The organism is Enterococcus sp. JNUCC 77 (assembly GCF_054819945.1).
In genome coordinates, this window is record NZ_JBTHIG010000001.1 from 100678 (window position 1) to 116993 (window position 16316).

Genomic DNA, 16316 nt, shown 5'->3' on the forward strand with positions numbered 1-16316 from the left:
AATTTTTCTTAAATTGGTTTGAGAGGTGTTCAGTAAGGTTCAATAATAATGTTGCATCATTCTGTCATATCCGATTTTAAAAAGAAATGCTAGGATACAAATATAGAGAAAACGCTTACTCCGGGAGGCTAATCATGCATGGATTAACACAACGCCAAAGTAAGTTTTTAAACTTATTATTAAAAAATGAATCATTTGTACCAATTAAAGATTATGCGGCGATTCTTGGTATTTCCGAACGAACCGCCCATAAAGATTTAAAGCAACTAGAAATTTTTGTCCTTTCAAAAAAGGCAGTAATTGAAAAAGTTCCCCGTAAAGGAATTTTTTTGACTAATAAAGACTATTTGGAAGAGGCAGTCAGCAATCAATCGGAATATCAAATCAATGAGTGGAATCATTCACCTTTTGAACGACAAATATTGATTGCTAAAGATTTATTGATTCACAGCGAAACTTTGTCTTACCAATTACTTTCAGAAAAATTTTTAGTTAGCAAGACGTCAATTGCCAATGATTTTTTACAAATTGAGCGGATGATTAAGAGTTCAGATGTGACTTTAGTTTCTGATAATTTAGGAACAAGGATTGTCGGTAAAGAATCTAATATTCAAAAAGCGATTAAAAACTTTGCCTATTCAATTATTGAACAAGCGGATCAAGCCAATGATTTTAGGCTAAAATTTCCTGAATTATGTTATCAATTTTTAGCAAGGGAAATGGTCGAAAAAATCACATTTTTATTACAACACAACCAAAATTTTAACATTGAGAAATTATCGGATAACTATTTTCAATCCTTGATTCTATCGACAAGTATCTTATTGATTCGCATAAAAAATGGTTTCCATTTGGAAAAACAAGACTATTTTTTGTTTGAAGATGTTGAATCTCTGAAAACATATCTGCTCACTAAAGAGCTGGTGGATCAACTGCAAAGCGAAACCGATTTTAAGATGACTGAAAATGACTTTGACTATTTGAATAAACAATTAATTGCTCACGGCTTTGAACCGAAGTTAAAAGATTTTATTTTGAAGGAACAGTATGATGCCTTAGTTAAAAAAATTATTGCCGATATGAGCATTTCAGTAAAAATTGATTTAACGAACGATCAGCAGTTATACAGTAATTTAATGTACCATCTGATTTCAATGATTTATCGTTTGAAGATGAATATTCCAGTTAAAAATCCACTTTTAGTTGAAATAAAATCAGAATATTCGGTCCTTTATAGCACAACTTGGCTAATTTTAACCAAAGTCGAAACTGAATTAGCTATTCAAATCCCAGAAGATGAAATTGCTTTTATCATGATTCATTTTCAAGGAGCGATTGATCGAGCGTCAAAAAACAAAAAAATCTTGATTGTTTGCCCAACAGGTATTGGGACTTCAGAATTGATTGCTAATCGAATGAGAAGAATTCTTTTTCCGCAAGATATATTAGAAGTTGTTTCCTTAAGAACTTTTTATCAACGAGACTTATCAAATGTTGATTTAGTTATCTCACCGGTCAAAATTAATCAAAGTAGTGTGCCGGTTGTCTATGTTTCGGCTTTGATGAGTAAAGAAGATTTAAAGAAAGTTTCTTCTATGTATTTAGATTTGTTTTATGATCAAATCGAACCGCAACCTGTGAAAAAGTTTGTCTCATTAGGAAAAATAATCGATGCTCGTCTCATTTATTTAAATAAAAACTTCTCTTCAAAGGAAGAATGCATTGCGCGCATATCACACGATTTATTGAAATTTGATCTGGTGACAGCTGATTTTGAAAAATCAATTTGGGAAAGGGAAAAGTTAGGTGTGACTGATTTGCCTACGGGAGCCGCAATTCCCCATCCACCGCCAGAAGTAGTAAAAGAAAGTCGACTAGTTGTGATGACCTTAGAAAAATCAATTCGTTGGCATACCCGAATGATTAATACCATCTTGATGATCTGTATTGCTGAGGAAGATTTGAAATCAGTCAAAAGTATGTTGTCAGAACTATACAGTATCGTCGAATCTAAAAAAACGATTGAGCTGCTTTTCTTTAATAAAAGTAAAAAAGCAGTATTTATTGAATTAGGAGGAAAAATTTTTGATTGATGAAAGTTTAGTCGTGCTGGATTCGCCATTAGACAATAAGGCATCCATTATCGAGTTCTTATCTGAAAAAGCCAAGCGCTTGAATTACTTAGAAAATAAGGATAATTACCTAGAAGCTGTAAATCATCGGGAAGATGAATTTTCGACAGCAGTTGGCTTCGACGTCAGTATTCCCCATGGAAAATCAGTTGAAGTTCGGACTCCATTTGTTTGTTTTATGCGAACAAAGGACCAAATCCAGTGGGATGAAGATGGTAATTCGGTTCGCTTGGTTTTCTTACTAGGTGTTCCAGAAGAACAAAAAAGCAAATTACATTTAAAAATTTTGGCTGAAATTAGTCGAAGATTAATGGATGAACAATTTCGAGCAGAATTAATCAATGGTGACAAGCGATCTATTTTGGCATTACTAAATAATATAGAAAATAACATTATCAAATAGGAGGAAAATAAAATGAAAATTGTAGGCGTATCAGCATGTCCAACGGGAGTTGCCCACACATATATGGCACAAGAAGCTTTAGAAAAAGAAGGTAAAAAAAGAGGGTACGATATCAAAATCGAAACCCAAGGAAGTATTGGGATTGAAAATGAAGTGAGCGAAGAAGAAGTAGAAGAAGCGGATGTTATCATCTTGGCAGTTTCCGTGTTTATTGAAAATGAAGAACGTTTTGAAGACCGCTTAGTTTTAAATGCCGATGTCAACGAAGCCATTTCTCATCCAGAAAAAGTATTAGATGCAGCTGAAGCGTTAGTAAATAATCAAGTATAGACTGGAGTTAGGCAGATGAATATAAAACCAGTATTAAAAGAAATTCAGAAATCATTTTTAAGTGGTGTATCGTTTATGATGCCGGCAGTTGTAGCTGGTGGTATCATGCTGGCAATATCTTTAGCAACGGGAGAAAAAAGTGAGACTGGTGTTGTAGTAACTAGTGAATTGATGCAAAATATTAATATTCTTGGAAAAGCAGCTTTTGCCATGATGATTCCTATTTTAGGAGGATACATTGCTTATTCTATCGCTGGTAAACCCGGTCTGGCACCAGGGATGATTTTAGGATTTCTAGCCAATAATCCAGTGATGATCAATGAAGTTGAAGTGAAATCTGGTTTCTTAGGAGCGATGCTTTTAGGTGTTGCAGCCGGTTATTTTGTTAAATGGATTAAGACATGGAAAGTCAACAAAACTATTAAAACCATTTTACCAATTTTAATTATTCCTACAATCACCGTACTGGTTCTGGGTATGCTGTATATCTACGTAATTGCTAGTCCGTTAGCATTTTTAATGAACAGCTTAACAAATATTATGAGTAGTTTAAATGGTAGTAGTGCCATCTTATTAGCAGTTTTTATCGGATTGTTTGGAGAAGTAGATATGGGCGGTCCAATTACCAAATCAGTCTCGATGTTTACCCTAGCTTTAATGAATGAAGGCGTCTACGAACCAAATGGCATGTTTAGAATTGCTGTAGCTATTCCACCAATTGGCATTTTCCTAGCAACGTTATTCTTTAAAAAGAAATTTACTGAAGGCGATCGTGACGCTGCTGTGGCAGCGGGAATTATGGGTTGTATCGGAATAACTGAAGGAGCCATTCCCTTTGTAGTAAGTGACATCAAACGAATCTTACCTTCAACGATGATTGGAACAGCAGTGGGTTGTGTGATCGGTGCGATTGGTAATGTGAGATGTTTTGTTCCTCATGGTGGTTTTATTGTTTTACCAGTTGTTGAAAATAAAATCTGGTTTGTTGCAGCTATCGTAATTGGTTCATTAGTAACAGCTGGGATTTTAGGATTTTTGAAACCGAGTCTCGAAGCCGAAACTAAAGAAGTAGTTAAAAAATCTATGAAGCTCACTGGAGAGAAAGTAAAATGACAGAAAATATCATAAATGTAATTGAAGAAAATAAAATTATAGCCATTTGTAGAGGAACTTACGGTGAAGAGTTATTCCAACTTGTTTCAGCATTGGAAAAAGGAGGCGTAAAGCTAGTAGAAGTCACCTTTGATCAAGGAGATCCTGATTGTCTAAGTAAAACCAGTACAGCAATTGCTGAATTGTCTCAAAAATTTAATGATTCTATGGTGATTGGTGCAGGTACGGTGGTTACTTTAGAGCAAGTCGAAACAGCCCATCAAGCAGGAGCCAAATACATCATTTCTCCTAATACAAATCCAGCTATTATTAAAAGAACGAAAGAGTTAGGGATGGTTTCTATGCCAGGGGCAATGACGCCGACTGAAATCTTGGCTGCTCATGAAGCTGGCGCAGATTTTGTCAAAGTATTCCCTGTGGGGGCATTAGGTTTAGGTTATGTCAAAGACATTAGAGGGCCGATTAATCATGTTAAATTAATTGCTACAGCAGGAGTTACGCCGGATAATTTGAAGGACTATTTAACAGCTGGCTTTTCTGGCTCTGGAATCAGTGGCTACTTAACAAATAAGAAATTTATCCAATCTAAACAATTCGATGTTTTAACGGAACATGCCAAAGAATTGATGCAAATTGTCGCAGAATTTAAAGCTGAAAATAAATAAGAAAAGATAAACAAGCAGCTTGATTTTGCTGCTTGTTTGTCTTTTTGTATTGTAAATTAAATGATGCAAGAGTTATTTATAAATGATTAATTCATGCAAAGCTCTCGTGGCCCCGATATACATAAAAGCAGGTTGTTGTTGTTTATCAGAAACAAGTAAAATCACCGAATCAAATTCTAAACCTTTAGCAAATTGTAGCGAAGTTATGGCGATTGGTTGTGTAACGGCGGTAGATTCAGCAGAAATTGTCTGAACTTTGTAATCGACTAAAACAGATTGTAAATGCTCTATGTCGGCTGTACTCTGGCAAATGATTCCGCAAGTTTGTAGCTTACCTTTAAGAAATCTATTTAATTGGGATTTTATTTGCTGGTTAAAAGAATCGGTTCTGTTTTCAATGATTACTGATTCTCCGTGACGATGAATAGCTTCCAAAGTATCTTTTGGAACGAATTGTTGCGCGAACTGGATAATTTCAAAGGAAGAACGATAGCTTTTCTTCAAGAAAAAGGTTTTTGGTTGGGTTAACAACTGCGATAAATCAGTTAAAAAGCCAGCGTCTTTTGGAATAAGAGTCTGATAAATATCGCCGCAATAGATTTTTTTAGCTAAAAAAAGTTTTTGTAGAACCTTAAATTGTAAAAGATTGTAGTCTTGCATCTCATCAACGACTAAATAGTCTACCGAGGTATCGACGGTTAAGCCTTCAAAAAAATCTTTGATGTAGAGAATTGGATATAAATCACTAGCATTTAATTGTTCCGCAGTTTTTTGAGTGAATTTCAAATAGGTGGCTACTTCATTTTGATAAGCTAAACGTTTTGTTAAGCTTTTTTCCAGATTGGTTTGTAGCTTTTTTTGACCTTGTGTAAAGGAACGACTTATTTTTGAAATTAGTGACATTAAAGGTAGGGATTCAGCAAAAAGAGTCTCTAGTTCTTCGGCTGAAATAGCGTTAGTTCCAACTTTTAAATCTGTCTGCCAAAGTTTGGCTTTTTCGGCATTTAAAAAAGCAGTTAAATCTTTTTCAAAGTCAGTCGATTGTTTGTAATAATATGCTTGTGAAAAAGCTGAATCAGGTTCCGCTAGAACAGTCGCCAATTCTTGCTGATAACTTAGTTGGACTGGTAATTGTAGGATATTTTGCGCCAATTCTTCAAAAGTTAATTGCCGCAAATCATTTTCTCCAAGTTCAGGTAAGACATTAGCGATATAGTTAGAAAAAACTTTATTTGGAGATAAAATCAGGATATTTTCAGCTTGTAAGGTTTCTCGCTCTTGGTAGAGTAAATAAGCCAAGCGATGCAGAGCAATCGAAGTTTTTCCTGAGCCAGCCACACCTTGCATGATAATATCAACATCTTTTGGTTGACGAATAATAGTATTTTGTTCTTTTTGAATCGTTTGAATGATATTTTTCATTTGCTGACTACTGGTTTTGCTTAATGTTTCAGTCAAAAACACATCACTAATTCCTTCTGCAACATTAAATAGATTCACTAACCCACCAGACTGAATATCAAATTGTAATTTTTTTAAATTTTCACCGCTAAAATAATGCTTCCCAACTTGATAACCACTTTTGCCCAAACCAAAGTCATAATACAAAGTTGCAATAGGCGCCCGCCAATCATAAACATATTGATTTCCCAGTTCATCGGATAAACCATAACGACCAATATAAAAATCCTCAGGGACTGGATCATCGTCAAATTGAAAAACCACTTTGGCAAAGTAGGGACTATTTTCTTGGTAAGTTAATTTGCCGATTTGTTGGCTTTCTAAAATATTACGCGAATCAATGAATTTTAGGTTTTGATGATGATTATAAACCTCATATTTATCCAGTTCGTGGCTGTAATCAACCGTGTATTTTTTTACCGCCCGATATTCTTGTTCACTTTGATCTAAAGACAATTCTAGCTGCATTATTTTCTCTTGCACCGTTTGAATTACTTTATTTAAATATTTTTTCTCAGTTAATAAAGTCATACGCATCCCTCCTTTTTCATGCTATCATGACAAGAGAACTCTGGTGGTTTAGTGGAGGGTTAATTGATTTGAAAAAATATTCAACAAGTGAAGTCGCAAGAGCAGTCAAACTTCATCCTAATACAATACGGAAATATGAAGAGTGGCAACTCATTCCAGCACCGTTGCGACAAAAAAATGGTTATCGGATTTATACGGAGTATCACATTCAACTTATTCAAATTGCGCGAATTGGTTTTTCAGTAGAAATTATTCACGGCAATTTGCGAAAGAAAATTACCGAAGTGATTCACAGCTTGGCTAGCTATGATTTTCAGCAAGCTAGAAAATTATTGACAGAATATTTTCAGCTCATTGAAACAGAGCAATCTAAAGCAGAAGAAGCCATTCGACTCACCTCAGTTGATTTGCAAAAATTGAAAAATAATAAAAAGCAAACCTTTACGCGTAAACAAGCGGCCGATTATTTAGACATTACTATTGATACACTGAGAAATTGGGAATTGAATGGTTTAATCACTGTGCCCCGTCAGAAAAATCATTATCGTAGTTACGATGAACAAACCATCGCGTTGCTGAAAATCATCCGAACACTACGTAACGCAAATTACTCTTTAAGTGCCATTCTACGATTTATGCAAGCGTTAGAGCAGAAACACATGTTAACCCAACAAGAAATTCAACTGACTTTAAATCAGTTAAGTGAAAATGACTATCTTCATTCAGTTTGTGATACGCTATTAATTTCATTGGAAAATGCAGAAAACAATGCTATTTTGATAGCAGAGAAGATGAGGGTGTTGGAAAAGTTTATTGATGATAACTAATCAATTAATACAATAATAAAAAGTCAGCCGATTTGGCTGACTTTTTGTAGAAAACTTTTTATTTGATTATCTAAACCAATGGCGGTGTGCCTTCAGCATTTCCAACAATTGCATCCATCTGAATCAAAGCACCTTTTGGTAATTCACTAACACCGACTACTCGGCGAGCAGGTGTGCCTTCTGGGAAGAAGTTTTGATACACTTCATTAACAGCATCCATATCTGCAAGATTTTTTACGAAAATATTGATTTTCACAGTATCAGCTATCACGTGGTCGACGCTTTCGATGACAGCTTTAATATTTTTCAGACACTGTTCAGTTTGTGCTTTGATACCGCCAGAGACAACATCGTCTGTATTTGGTGCAATTGGCAATTGAGCAGCAATATTATTGTAATGAGAAAAAGCAACTGATTGCGTAGCCAATGGACATTTCCAAGCGTCATTTGTATTGTTGGCTTCTAAAATTAAACCATGGCGATCTTCAATTGCTTGTGGCGGTGTGCCATCACCGTAAGAAACCACCGCTTCAATTTGAACATCTGCACCCATCCGTAGATCACTGACTACAGCAACTGTCCGTGCTGGTACATAAGCAACCGTTCTAGCAATAGCAGAATCTGGGAAGAAAGTTTTATACACTTCATCAACTGCTGGCATTTGGCTTAAGTCTTTTACGAAAATTGTAATTTTAACAATATCGTCTACCGGAACATCTACGCTAGTTAAAATTGATTTAATATTTTTCAAACTTTGAGCTGTCTGAACTTTGATATCACCAGCTACTATCCGACCTGTTTCTGGATCAATTGGTAATTGTGCAGAGAGATTTGTGTAATGAGAAAAAGCAACAATTTGACTAGACAATACATCAGCTGGGGCATTTTCAGTGTGATTCGTTAATTTAATTAAATCACCTGCTTGTGGTGCGTTTGGAATAGTGCCTTCGCCATTTGAAAGTAGCGCCTCTACTTGAACTAAGGCATCTAACGGTAATGCGTCAACTGCTACAACAGTTCGAGTAGGTAAGTAATTAGCGAAATATTTTTTATAGACTGCATCAACTGCATCTAAATCTCTTAAATCTTTAACAAAAATAGTTAAACGAACGACATCGCTCATCACATGATCGATACTTTGAACAATGGCAGCAACATTTTTAAATGCTTGTTCAGCTTGTTCCGTGACACCACCAGCTACTAATTTGCCAGATTGAGGATCAATCGGTAATTGAGCGGAAAGATTGTTGTAATGAGAAAAAGCTACTGACTGTGAAGCAAATTTGTCGATTGGTGCCTCTTGAGTGTTTCTTGCTAATACTACGTTGTCTTTGGTCATAAATAATTCCTTTCTCTAGCTAAAATATTTTTTGGTATTTAAAAAAAGTTTAAGGTATATAGCCGTTAATGTCAACGCTTTCATAAAATTATTTTTATTTAAACTAAAAATAAATGTAAAATTAAAAATCTCACCCAAAATTGAGTGAGATTTATCATTGTTTAGCGCCAACCTAAATCAGGGGCGATGTCTTTTACAATAGTATTTAATAAATGAAGATTATATTCGACGCCTAATGTATTAGGAATAGTTACTAATACAGTATCAGCTTCTTTAATTGCTTCATCTTCAGCCAAATCTTTTACAATTTTTTCCGGCTCACCAGAAAATGTGCGTCCGAAAATGGATGGATTTTGATGATAAGCTAAGAAGCCAACTTGATCTTCTTGTTCACTGTCACGGCCAAATAATTTGAGATCTAAATCAGTCGTAATCGGTTGGATTGAACGAGTCACCAGAGTACGTGGTTCAAAATCATGTCCCGCTTTTTTCCAGGCCTCTTTATAAGCCCGTAATTGTTTGGCTTGTTGAATGTGGAAAGGTTCATTAGATTCATGATTGACTAAAGTAGAAGATTGCAAATTCATTCCATGCTGCGCTGCCCAAATGGCGGTTTCTTGTGAACCAGCACCCCACCAAATGCGTTTGTCTAATCCTTCTGAATAAGGTTCAATTCGTAATTTTCCCGGATCTTGGGGAAACATCGGCATCGGATTTGGTTCAGCAAAGGGTTTACCCTCAATAATTTTCAAAAAGTCTAAAGTACGTTGACGTGCAATATCTTTAATTTCCTCTTCACTGTAATCATAACCAAAATAATTCCAGCCATCTAAAACTTGCTCAGGTGACCCACGACCGACACCCAATTGTACTCTACCTTCTGTAATAATATCCGTCAAACCAGCATTTTCTGCCATGTAATAAGGATTTTCATAACGCATATCAATCAAGCCAGTACCAATTTCAATTGTACTGGTTTTAGCGCCAATTGCAGAAAGTAATGGAAAAGGTGACCCAATTTGCGGTGCAAAATGATGCACCCGGAACCAAGCACCATCCACACCAATTTTTTCAGCTTCAACTGCTAAATCAATCGATTGTAGATAAGCTTCGCTAGCCGTTTTAACCAACGAACCACGATCCATCCAATGGCCAAAACTCAAAAATCCAATTTTTTTCATATGTATTTCCTCCTTTTTATTCGAAATTTTTATTATGTATAACAATTGTTATCTTACTATGGATTGAAATTATTGGCGAATGATTGTTCTCGCAGATAATATAAACTAAAAAAACCTGCCAATTTAGACAGGTTTAACTAGTCACAAATTAAGCGAACAGCTTTACCTTGATTTTGTAAAGTATTGATGTGCATTTCTCCCCAATTACACAAATTGTCTAATACAGTGCCCAAAGTTTCGCCGTATTCACTTAATGAATATTCTACTTTTGGAGGCACTTGGTTATAGACTTTACGGTTTATGATCTCAACTTCTTCTAATTCTCTTAATTGTTGGGTCAGCATTTTTTGGCTAATGCCGGGAATTTTCTTTTTTAATTCACTCGTTCGCAAAGCACCGTGGCGCAAGTTACACAAAATAATAGGTTTCCATTTTCCACCAATGGCTTCCATAGTGGCTTCTACACCTATATTGTAAATTTTTTCGCTGGTCATCATCTATTTAAATCCTTTCATTTCACAATAGGAACTTTTTAGTGCGTATATCACTTTAAAGTGCGTACTATACAAAAATATACTCTCATTATATATTAATTCCTGTATTCAGCAAGGAGGAAATGACATGATTCAAAAATTATCAGATACAGTTGAATTAAATAATGGTATTAAAATTCCAGGATTGGGTTTAGGTGTTTTTCAAATTTCTGATCAAGAAACGGCGGAAGTAGTAAAAAACGGAATAGTAAATGGCTATCGTCTGATTGATACCGCACAAATTTATGGCAATGAAAAAGGCACAGGAGCAGGAATTAAAGCTGGACTAGCGGCCACTGGTTTAAAACGCGAAGACTTATTTGTAACTTCGAAAGTCTGGAATGCGCGTTTAACTTATGAAGAAACGAAGCAATCTTTTGTAGAGTCTTTGGAAAAATTACAGTTAGATTATTTAGATTTATTTCTGATACATTGGCCAGGAAAGGATGCATATAAAGAATCTTGGTTAGCGTTGGAAGATTTATATGCTGAAGGGGAAATTAAGGCCATTGGTGTGAGTAACTTTGAAATTTCCCATTTAAAGAATTTGTTATCTTTCGCAAAAGTTGTGCCGGTGATTAATCAAATTGAATTGCATCCTAAATTGGCACAGACAGAACTACGTGATTTTGCTGCAGAAAACAAGATTAAAATTCAAGCGTGGTCACCATTGATGCAAGGTCAGTTACTTGATCATCCGCTAATCGTTGAATTGGCTCAAAAATATGGTCAATCACCAGCACAGATTATCTTGCGTTGGGATGTACAACAGGAAATTTTACTTGTAGTGAAATCAATTCACCAAGAGCGTATGAAAAATAATGCAGCAATCTTTGATTTTAATATAGAACTTGAAGATATCGAAAAGCTAAATCAGTTAGATGAAGGATTACGTAGTGGTCCTGATCCAATGACATTTGATTTTTAATAAAAAGGAGAGAATAAAATGATGAATCAAGGTTTTTCACTGGTGAATCACATCGGGATCACCGTCAGTAATTTAGAACAATCAATTATATTTTATGAAGCTTTAACGGGGAAAAAAATTGCCAATCAAGATCAAATTGGCGGCGAGCGGATGGCTCAGTCACAAGGACTAAAAGATACGTTAATTAAGTATGCGAATTTGCAATTAGGAAATGTGAACATCGATCTTTTAGAATATGTCACACCTCAATCTAGTCGCGCCAACTATTCAAATGATCAAATTAGCGCTATGCATATGTGTTTTGAAGTAGAGGATTTACCAGCTGCAATGGCTCGCTTAAAAGAAATTGGTATTGAGCCAGAAGGTGAGCCGATTTATTTTGAAGCACATGATGGGTTGAAAGCTGGTTTTGGAACAGGAGTTGCTTATTTTACTGACCCAGATGGTACAAATTTGGAATTAATTGCACCAAAAGGGCCCTTTACAAGAGCAAAATAAAAGATACAAACCGGACTTCTATTCAAGAAACAATTTTTTTATGGTTGTATGTTTTTAACTATCAGTAAAATGAGATTTTGGAAGTGAGTAAATAAGTATTATAAGAGGGAACGGAAACTCTTTTAAAAAAGTTTCCGTTCCCTCTTAATGATGTTTTTATCGTTGTAAAGCTTAGAAATTACTCACGCTCAAAAACAATGTCTCCACCAATAATAGTCATTCTTGGTTGAATATCTTTTATTTTTTCCAGCGGAATATTGAATATATCTTCATCTAAAACCGTAAAATCTGCTAAATAGTTCTCTGCAATTCGTCCTTTTTCATCCTCTTTAAATTCCAGATAGCTGGAGCCAATAGTATATGCATCAATGGCAGTATAAAGATCAACACATTCTTTTGGATAAAATCCGTCAACGGGTTCATTATTTTTATTTTTGCGGGCGACTGCGGCATAAATATTAGGAAACGGATTTAAATCTTCAACAGGAGCATCTGTGCCATAACCAATATGGACACCAAGATTTTCCAAGGTTTTAAAAGCATAGGAAGTACTGGCCAGCTCTTGCCCAACACGATCTTCAAGAATTTGCATGTCATAATCCAAAAATATGGGTTGGAAAAAGACAGCAATATCTTGCTGGGCGATTTCATTTAACAATGCTCGATCAGTAATTTGACAATGAATCAAAGCATGGCGCAATTTATTTTTTCCATTGATAAATCCGGTTTGATAAGCTGAGATAGTTTCAGCAATGGCTCCATCACCAATAACATGTGTAACCACCTGCAATCCGCGTTGACTAGCTGCCTTAACCAAATCAACTTGTAAATCATATTCTAAAGCACAAACGCCATGATTATCCGGTTCGTCAATGTAACCGTCACGCATCATAGCGGTTTTAGCTCCAAGACTACCATCCTTAAACATTTTAATTGGACCTAATGCTAAAAATCCTCCCTGATAAATTGGCTCTAATGCTTCTTTATTTAGGATGAAATCCATTTCTTCTGGAGAATAGGCACAAATTTGATGGCGATAACGTACTTTAGTTAATTGTTGTTCATAAATAGCACGGATTGATTGAAAGTCTCCGTAAGTGTTTGGAGCAGCGACATCGTTTGATTGGACGCTGGTGAGACCAACACTGGCAGCATAATTTAATGCTTGAGCCATGAAGCTCACTTTTTCTTCAGGGGTATAATTTGGAATGACTTCTTCAATCCACTGAACAGCATTTTCAGTTAAAATACCATTTGGTTGGCCATTCTCATCTAATTCGATCGTTCCACCACGAGGTGCCGGTGTATCTTTTGTAATGTTTTTCAGAGCTAATGCTTTAGAATTAACAGCACAAATATGACCACAAACACGCTCTAGAATAACAGGGATTTCAGTTGAGATTTGATTAACGTCCTGAAGATTTAGTAATCTTTTCTCACCTGAAGTGAATAAATCTTGATTCCAACCCATAGTTCTTACACCGTGCTTAGTGAGCTCAGGATTATCAGCGATAAAAGATTTAGTCAAGGCTATGATTTCATCAATTGAATGACAATCAGATAAGTCAACTTGTAAGTAAGCTGCACCGACGCTGGAAATGTGACAATGTGAATCATTCAAACCAGGTAAAATTGTCTTTCCAGTTAAATCAATTATTTCATCATAAGGCAATGTTTTTAAATGATTGGTGGTGCCCACAGCCATAATTTTATCATTTTCAATGTATACTGCTTCAGCAAATTGATCTCTATTAATATAAAATTTGCCGCCGACTAGTAATTTACGCATAGCTTAAGCCTTCTTTCTTTTAAGTTGTCGATCGAAATACCAATAAACTAAAATCCCAATTACTTGAACAATCATGCCTAAAAGAGCATTTTGGATATCTTCTGTAAAAGTGTTGATTAATAATCCAATAAATAAAATAGCTGTGATCAAGACGGTCCATGGATAACCAGCGACTCGATAAGGTCTTTGTAACTCTGGGAATCTTTTTCTCATTACCCATACAGCAATAATTGTTAATAAGTTATATAGCATTGCTGTAAATACAACCAAAGAGGTTAATTGATCTAAATTACGTGAAAAAACTAGTACTATCGATAGGACCATTTGTGCCAACATAGCAGCAGTAGGTACTTTATATTTTGGATGTAACTTCGCAAAGGACTTGAAAAAATGTCCTTCAACAGCCATTGCATAATACATTCGAGGTTGGGCAATTGTTAAGCCATTCAAGCCACCAAACATAGCTAAAACCATCCCTAAAGATACAATAATACCGCCCCAGTTTCCTAAAACACTAATGGCAGCTTCTGTGCCTAAATATAGGTTTCCATCAGCAATATTATTGACAATCACATCGTAAGGTAACACTTTATAAATAGCAAAATTAAATAAGGTATACAAAACAGTTATGCCACCAATGCCGATAATTAATGATTTTGGCAAATTTTTCTTAGGATTTTTCATTTCTTCAGTCATGGAATTCAGATTGGTCCAACCTTCGTATGCCCATAGACTGGCAACTGTTGCAAAAGCAATCATGCCGATAATGCTAGAAAAAGAAGCATCAGGATTTGTGACAGGAGTTAGTGATAAATCTGGACTTTCTCTACCTAAGAATAAGGCAGCAAACAAAATAACCAAAATTGGAATTAATTTAGCGACCATTGAAATATTTTGTAAGAAAGCGCCTTGTTTAATTCCAAATAAATTATAAACAGTCAGTATAATGATTAGAGCGGTTGCAATCAGTTTAATTTGCATATCAGAGATAGTCCAAAAACTTCTCATGGCTGTCGGTAATGCAATTGCCATCGCCGCAATAGAACCTGGACCACCAATCAACCAATCAGTAAAACCTCTCAAAAATCCAACAGCTGGATGAAAAGCTTCTGTTAAGTAAACGGTTGAACCTCCCGCACGAGGCATACTTACGCCTAATTCTGCATAACACAAACCAGCCAATAAAGTAACTAACCCACCGACAATCCAAGCAAGCAAAGCTAGACCTAAACTCATACCTGTCCGTTGTAAAACATACGAACCCAAATAAAAAATACCGGAACCAATCATGATTCCTCCGATGATACTAACACCACCAAAAATGCCTAATTCCCGATTGAACTTAGTCTCTGTTGTAGCGAGACTTTCTAAATGCTTTTCCTTCTCCAATAAAACTTCCCCCTTTTTTAATGTCAAATAATTCTGACAAATGTATATAAATTTAAAGTAGGTCATAAAATGGCCTACTTCTTAATTTTGTAACTATTTTATTTTGTATTTTTATTTATACAATAGGAATTATATCAGATTTATTGATCAATTCAATAAGATGTTTTGAGATAATTTTACGAAGTTTAGTCAATTCAAAAAGGTTAATTCAAGAGTGGTAATTTTGTGAAAAAAATTACTAAATGAATCGTTTAGTATTGACTATGTGAGAGTCATTTTTTTGAGGGAAATTTAATAAAATTTAGCTAATGTTTTAATCATTTTTTGCAGCACTGTAAAAATATTCTCGAATTTTTTGATAGTCAGCCACATATGCGGTATTTCCTTCGCGATGGATTAACTCAAAATTAAGTCCCAAAGTTTGTAAGAATTGCTGATTGCTGGTAAAGCCATTTTTAAGATAGAACTTTTTTCTTCTAATTCGCTGTTCATTGTTTTCAGCCTTTGAATCAATTTTTTCAACAAGTAAGATAATTTTGTGCTGCTGAAAGGTTTCAAACATATAATCTAGCATGATTTTTCCATATCCGTGAGACTGGAGCTGTTGATCAATTGCAAAATAGAAAATATAAATGGTTCCTTGATACTCAGAATAATAAATCATGCCCACTAAGTTTTGCTGATCAAACAGCCCTAAAAAGTTCCCTCTACCTTCATCTGCCTTTGACTTTAGTAGTTCGAAGTCTAAACGTTCTTCTTCAGGGAAAGATTTTAAGTAAAGGTTTTGGAAGGCAAGTAGTTCTTTATTGTTGGATATTTTATGGATATTCATAGTTTGCTCCTGATATTTTTTTAAATAGGGTCTGTTTTAGTTTAGCAGATAACTTAAAAATAAGGTATATGCTAAAAAATGAAGATAATTCCCTTCTAAAAAATCGAAAAAATAAGCTTTTCCAAAATTTTAATTGACAGTAGACCGTCAGTCTATTAATATATATTTATAGACTGACGGTCTAATAAAAAACTATTTTTATTTTAACTGGTTTCTAAATCAAAAAAGATGGAATCATTTTTTTCAAAAATATTTATCTGCATTAAATGTAAGGTAATATTACTATTTCATCTAAAAAAGCAGACTTCAAACATAGCGGATAAAAGTCATATTGTTAAATGTATCAATATTCATTTTTAGATTTA

15 protein-coding genes are annotated in these 16316 nt (G+C 35.0%); 8 read left to right on the forward strand and 7 right to left on the reverse strand.

All coding sequences use genetic code 11. The features are described from left to right. The first annotated feature begins 134 nt into the window (after positions 1-134). Genes ACVWNY_RS00495 through ACVWNY_RS00515 form a run of 5 tightly spaced genes read left to right on the forward strand, consistent with a single transcriptional unit; the run spans position 135 to position 4643 of the window. Entirely contained in the window at positions 135-2093 is a 1959-nt protein-coding gene (locus tag ACVWNY_RS00495; protein WP_454071511.1) for a BglG family transcription antiterminator, read from the forward strand. Further along, positions 2086-2535 carry a PTS sugar transporter subunit IIA gene (locus tag ACVWNY_RS00500; RefSeq protein ID WP_454071512.1) on the forward strand — a complete coding sequence of 150 codons (450 nt, stop codon included), beginning with the start codon at positions 2086-2088 and terminating at the stop codon, positions 2533-2535. Before ACVWNY_RS00495 ends, ACVWNY_RS00500 begins: the two co-directional genes overlap by 8 nt. Before the next feature lie 12 nt (positions 2536-2547). Continuing rightward, on the forward strand, positions 2548-2865 hold the full coding sequence (locus tag ACVWNY_RS00505) for a PTS fructose transporter subunit IIB (RefSeq protein ID WP_454071513.1): 318 nt from the start codon (positions 2548-2550) through the stop codon (positions 2863-2865). A 15-nt stretch (positions 2866-2880) separates the two neighbouring features. Continuing rightward, on the forward strand, positions 2881-3978 hold the full coding sequence (locus ACVWNY_RS00510) for a PTS fructose transporter subunit IIC (protein ID WP_454071514.1): 1098 nt from the start codon (positions 2881-2883) through the stop codon (positions 3976-3978). Then, a complete protein-coding gene (locus ACVWNY_RS00515; protein WP_454071515.1) occupies positions 3975-4643 on the forward strand; it encodes a bifunctional 4-hydroxy-2-oxoglutarate aldolase/2-dehydro-3-deoxy-phosphogluconate aldolase in 669 nt (222 codons plus the stop codon). The genes ACVWNY_RS00510 and ACVWNY_RS00515 overlap by 4 nt, the downstream gene beginning before the upstream one ends. A gap of 72 nt (positions 4644-4715) precedes the next feature. On the opposite strand, the gene ACVWNY_RS00520 is transcribed toward ACVWNY_RS00515, so the two are convergent. Then, entirely contained in the window at positions 4716-6635 is a 1920-nt protein-coding gene (locus ACVWNY_RS00520; protein WP_454071516.1) for a HelD family protein, read from the reverse strand. Between the two features lie 68 nt (positions 6636-6703). Here ACVWNY_RS00520 and ACVWNY_RS00525 point away from each other — a divergent pair, with 68 nt between their 5' ends. After that, positions 6704-7462: a MerR family transcriptional regulator gene (locus tag ACVWNY_RS00525; RefSeq protein ID WP_454071517.1), complete on the forward strand. Its 759-nt coding sequence runs from the start codon at positions 6704-6706 to the stop codon at positions 7460-7462. A gap of 70 nt (positions 7463-7532) precedes the next feature. Here ACVWNY_RS00525 and ACVWNY_RS00530 read toward each other — a convergent pair whose 3' ends face one another. The 3 genes from ACVWNY_RS00530 to ACVWNY_RS00540 form a co-directional block, all read right to left on the reverse strand. Further along, positions 7533-8801, reverse strand: coding sequence for a Rid family hydrolase (locus tag ACVWNY_RS00530; protein ID WP_454071518.1), 1269 nt, complete (start codon positions 8799-8801; stop codon positions 7533-7535). A gap of 161 nt (positions 8802-8962) precedes the next feature. Further along, the gene (locus ACVWNY_RS00535) at positions 8963-9982 is read right to left on the reverse strand and encodes an LLM class flavin-dependent oxidoreductase (RefSeq protein WP_454071519.1); all 1020 of its coding nucleotides are present in this window, start codon (positions 9980-9982) and stop codon (positions 8963-8965) included. Between the two features lie 137 nt (positions 9983-10119). Then, positions 10120-10476 (reverse strand): winged helix-turn-helix transcriptional regulator, encoded by a 357-nt coding sequence (locus tag ACVWNY_RS00540; RefSeq protein ID WP_218327161.1) that lies wholly within the window; start codon positions 10474-10476, stop codon positions 10120-10122. A 127-nt stretch (positions 10477-10603) separates the two neighbouring features. On the opposite strand from ACVWNY_RS00540, the gene ACVWNY_RS00545 reads away from it, so the two are divergent. Both ACVWNY_RS00545 and ACVWNY_RS00550 read left to right on the forward strand, forming a co-directional pair. Then, entirely contained in the window at positions 10604-11443 is an 840-nt protein-coding gene (locus ACVWNY_RS00545; RefSeq protein WP_454071520.1) for an aldo/keto reductase, read from the forward strand. A 21-nt stretch (positions 11444-11464) separates the two neighbouring features. After that, positions 11465-11941 (forward strand): VOC family protein, encoded by a 477-nt coding sequence (locus tag ACVWNY_RS00550; protein ID WP_454071844.1) that lies wholly within the window; start codon positions 11465-11467, stop codon positions 11939-11941. 178 nt (positions 11942-12119) lie between these two features. Here the strand turns inward: ACVWNY_RS00550 and ACVWNY_RS00555 are convergent, their stop codons facing one another. The 3 genes from ACVWNY_RS00555 to ACVWNY_RS00565 all read right to left on the reverse strand — a co-directional run bounded on the left by ACVWNY_RS00555 (position 12120) and on the right by ACVWNY_RS00565 (position 15951). Next, entirely contained in the window at positions 12120-13730 is a 1611-nt protein-coding gene (locus ACVWNY_RS00555; protein WP_454071521.1) for an amidohydrolase, read from the reverse strand. Between the two features lie 3 nt (positions 13731-13733). Next, complete coding sequence (locus tag ACVWNY_RS00560) at positions 13734-15119, reverse strand: APC family permease (protein ID WP_218327076.1); 1386 nt, start codon at positions 15117-15119, stop codon at positions 13734-13736. A gap of 313 nt (positions 15120-15432) precedes the next feature. Next, a complete protein-coding gene (locus ACVWNY_RS00565) occupies positions 15433-15951 on the reverse strand; it encodes a GNAT family N-acetyltransferase (protein ID WP_454071522.1) in 519 nt (172 codons plus the stop codon). Positions 15952-16316 lie beyond the last annotated feature (365 nt).

Excerpts from the sequence above, each read along its gene's own strand:
- ACVWNY_RS00495 (WP_454071511.1), top strand. The coding sequence starts at position 135 with ATGCATGGATTAACACAACGCCAAAGTAAGTTTTTAAACTTATTATTA.
- ACVWNY_RS00505 (WP_454071513.1), top strand. The coding sequence starts at position 2,548 with ATGAAAATTGTAGGCGTATCAGCATGTCCAACGGGAGTTGCCCACACA.
- ACVWNY_RS00510 (WP_454071514.1), top strand. The coding sequence starts at position 2,881 with ATGAATATAAAACCAGTATTAAAAGAAATTCAGAAATCATTTTTAAGT.
- ACVWNY_RS00515 (WP_454071515.1), top strand. The coding sequence starts at position 3,975 with ATGACAGAAAATATCATAAATGTAATTGAAGAAAATAAAATTATAGCC.
- ACVWNY_RS00520 (WP_454071516.1), bottom strand. The coding sequence starts at position 6,635 with ATGACTTTATTAACTGAGAAAAAATATTTAAATAAAGTAATTCAAACG.
- ACVWNY_RS00530 (WP_454071518.1), bottom strand. The coding sequence starts at position 8,801 with ATGACCAAAGACAACGTAGTATTAGCAAGAAACACTCAAGAGGCACCA.
- ACVWNY_RS00535 (WP_454071519.1), bottom strand. The coding sequence starts at position 9,982 with ATGAAAAAAATTGGATTTTTGAGTTTTGGCCATTGGATGGATCGTGGT.
- ACVWNY_RS00540 (WP_218327161.1), bottom strand. The coding sequence starts at position 10,476 with ATGACCAGCGAAAAAATTTACAATATAGGTGTAGAAGCCACTATGGAA.
- ACVWNY_RS00545 (WP_454071520.1), top strand. The coding sequence starts at position 10,604 with ATGATTCAAAAATTATCAGATACAGTTGAATTAAATAATGGTATTAAA.
- ACVWNY_RS00550 (WP_454071844.1), top strand. The coding sequence starts at position 11,465 with ATGAATCAAGGTTTTTCACTGGTGAATCACATCGGGATCACCGTCAGT.
- ACVWNY_RS00555 (WP_454071521.1), bottom strand. The coding sequence starts at position 13,730 with ATGCGTAAATTACTAGTCGGCGGCAAATTTTATATTAATAGAGATCAA.
- ACVWNY_RS00565 (WP_454071522.1), bottom strand. The coding sequence starts at position 15,951 with ATGAATATCCATAAAATATCCAACAATAAAGAACTACTTGCCTTCCAA.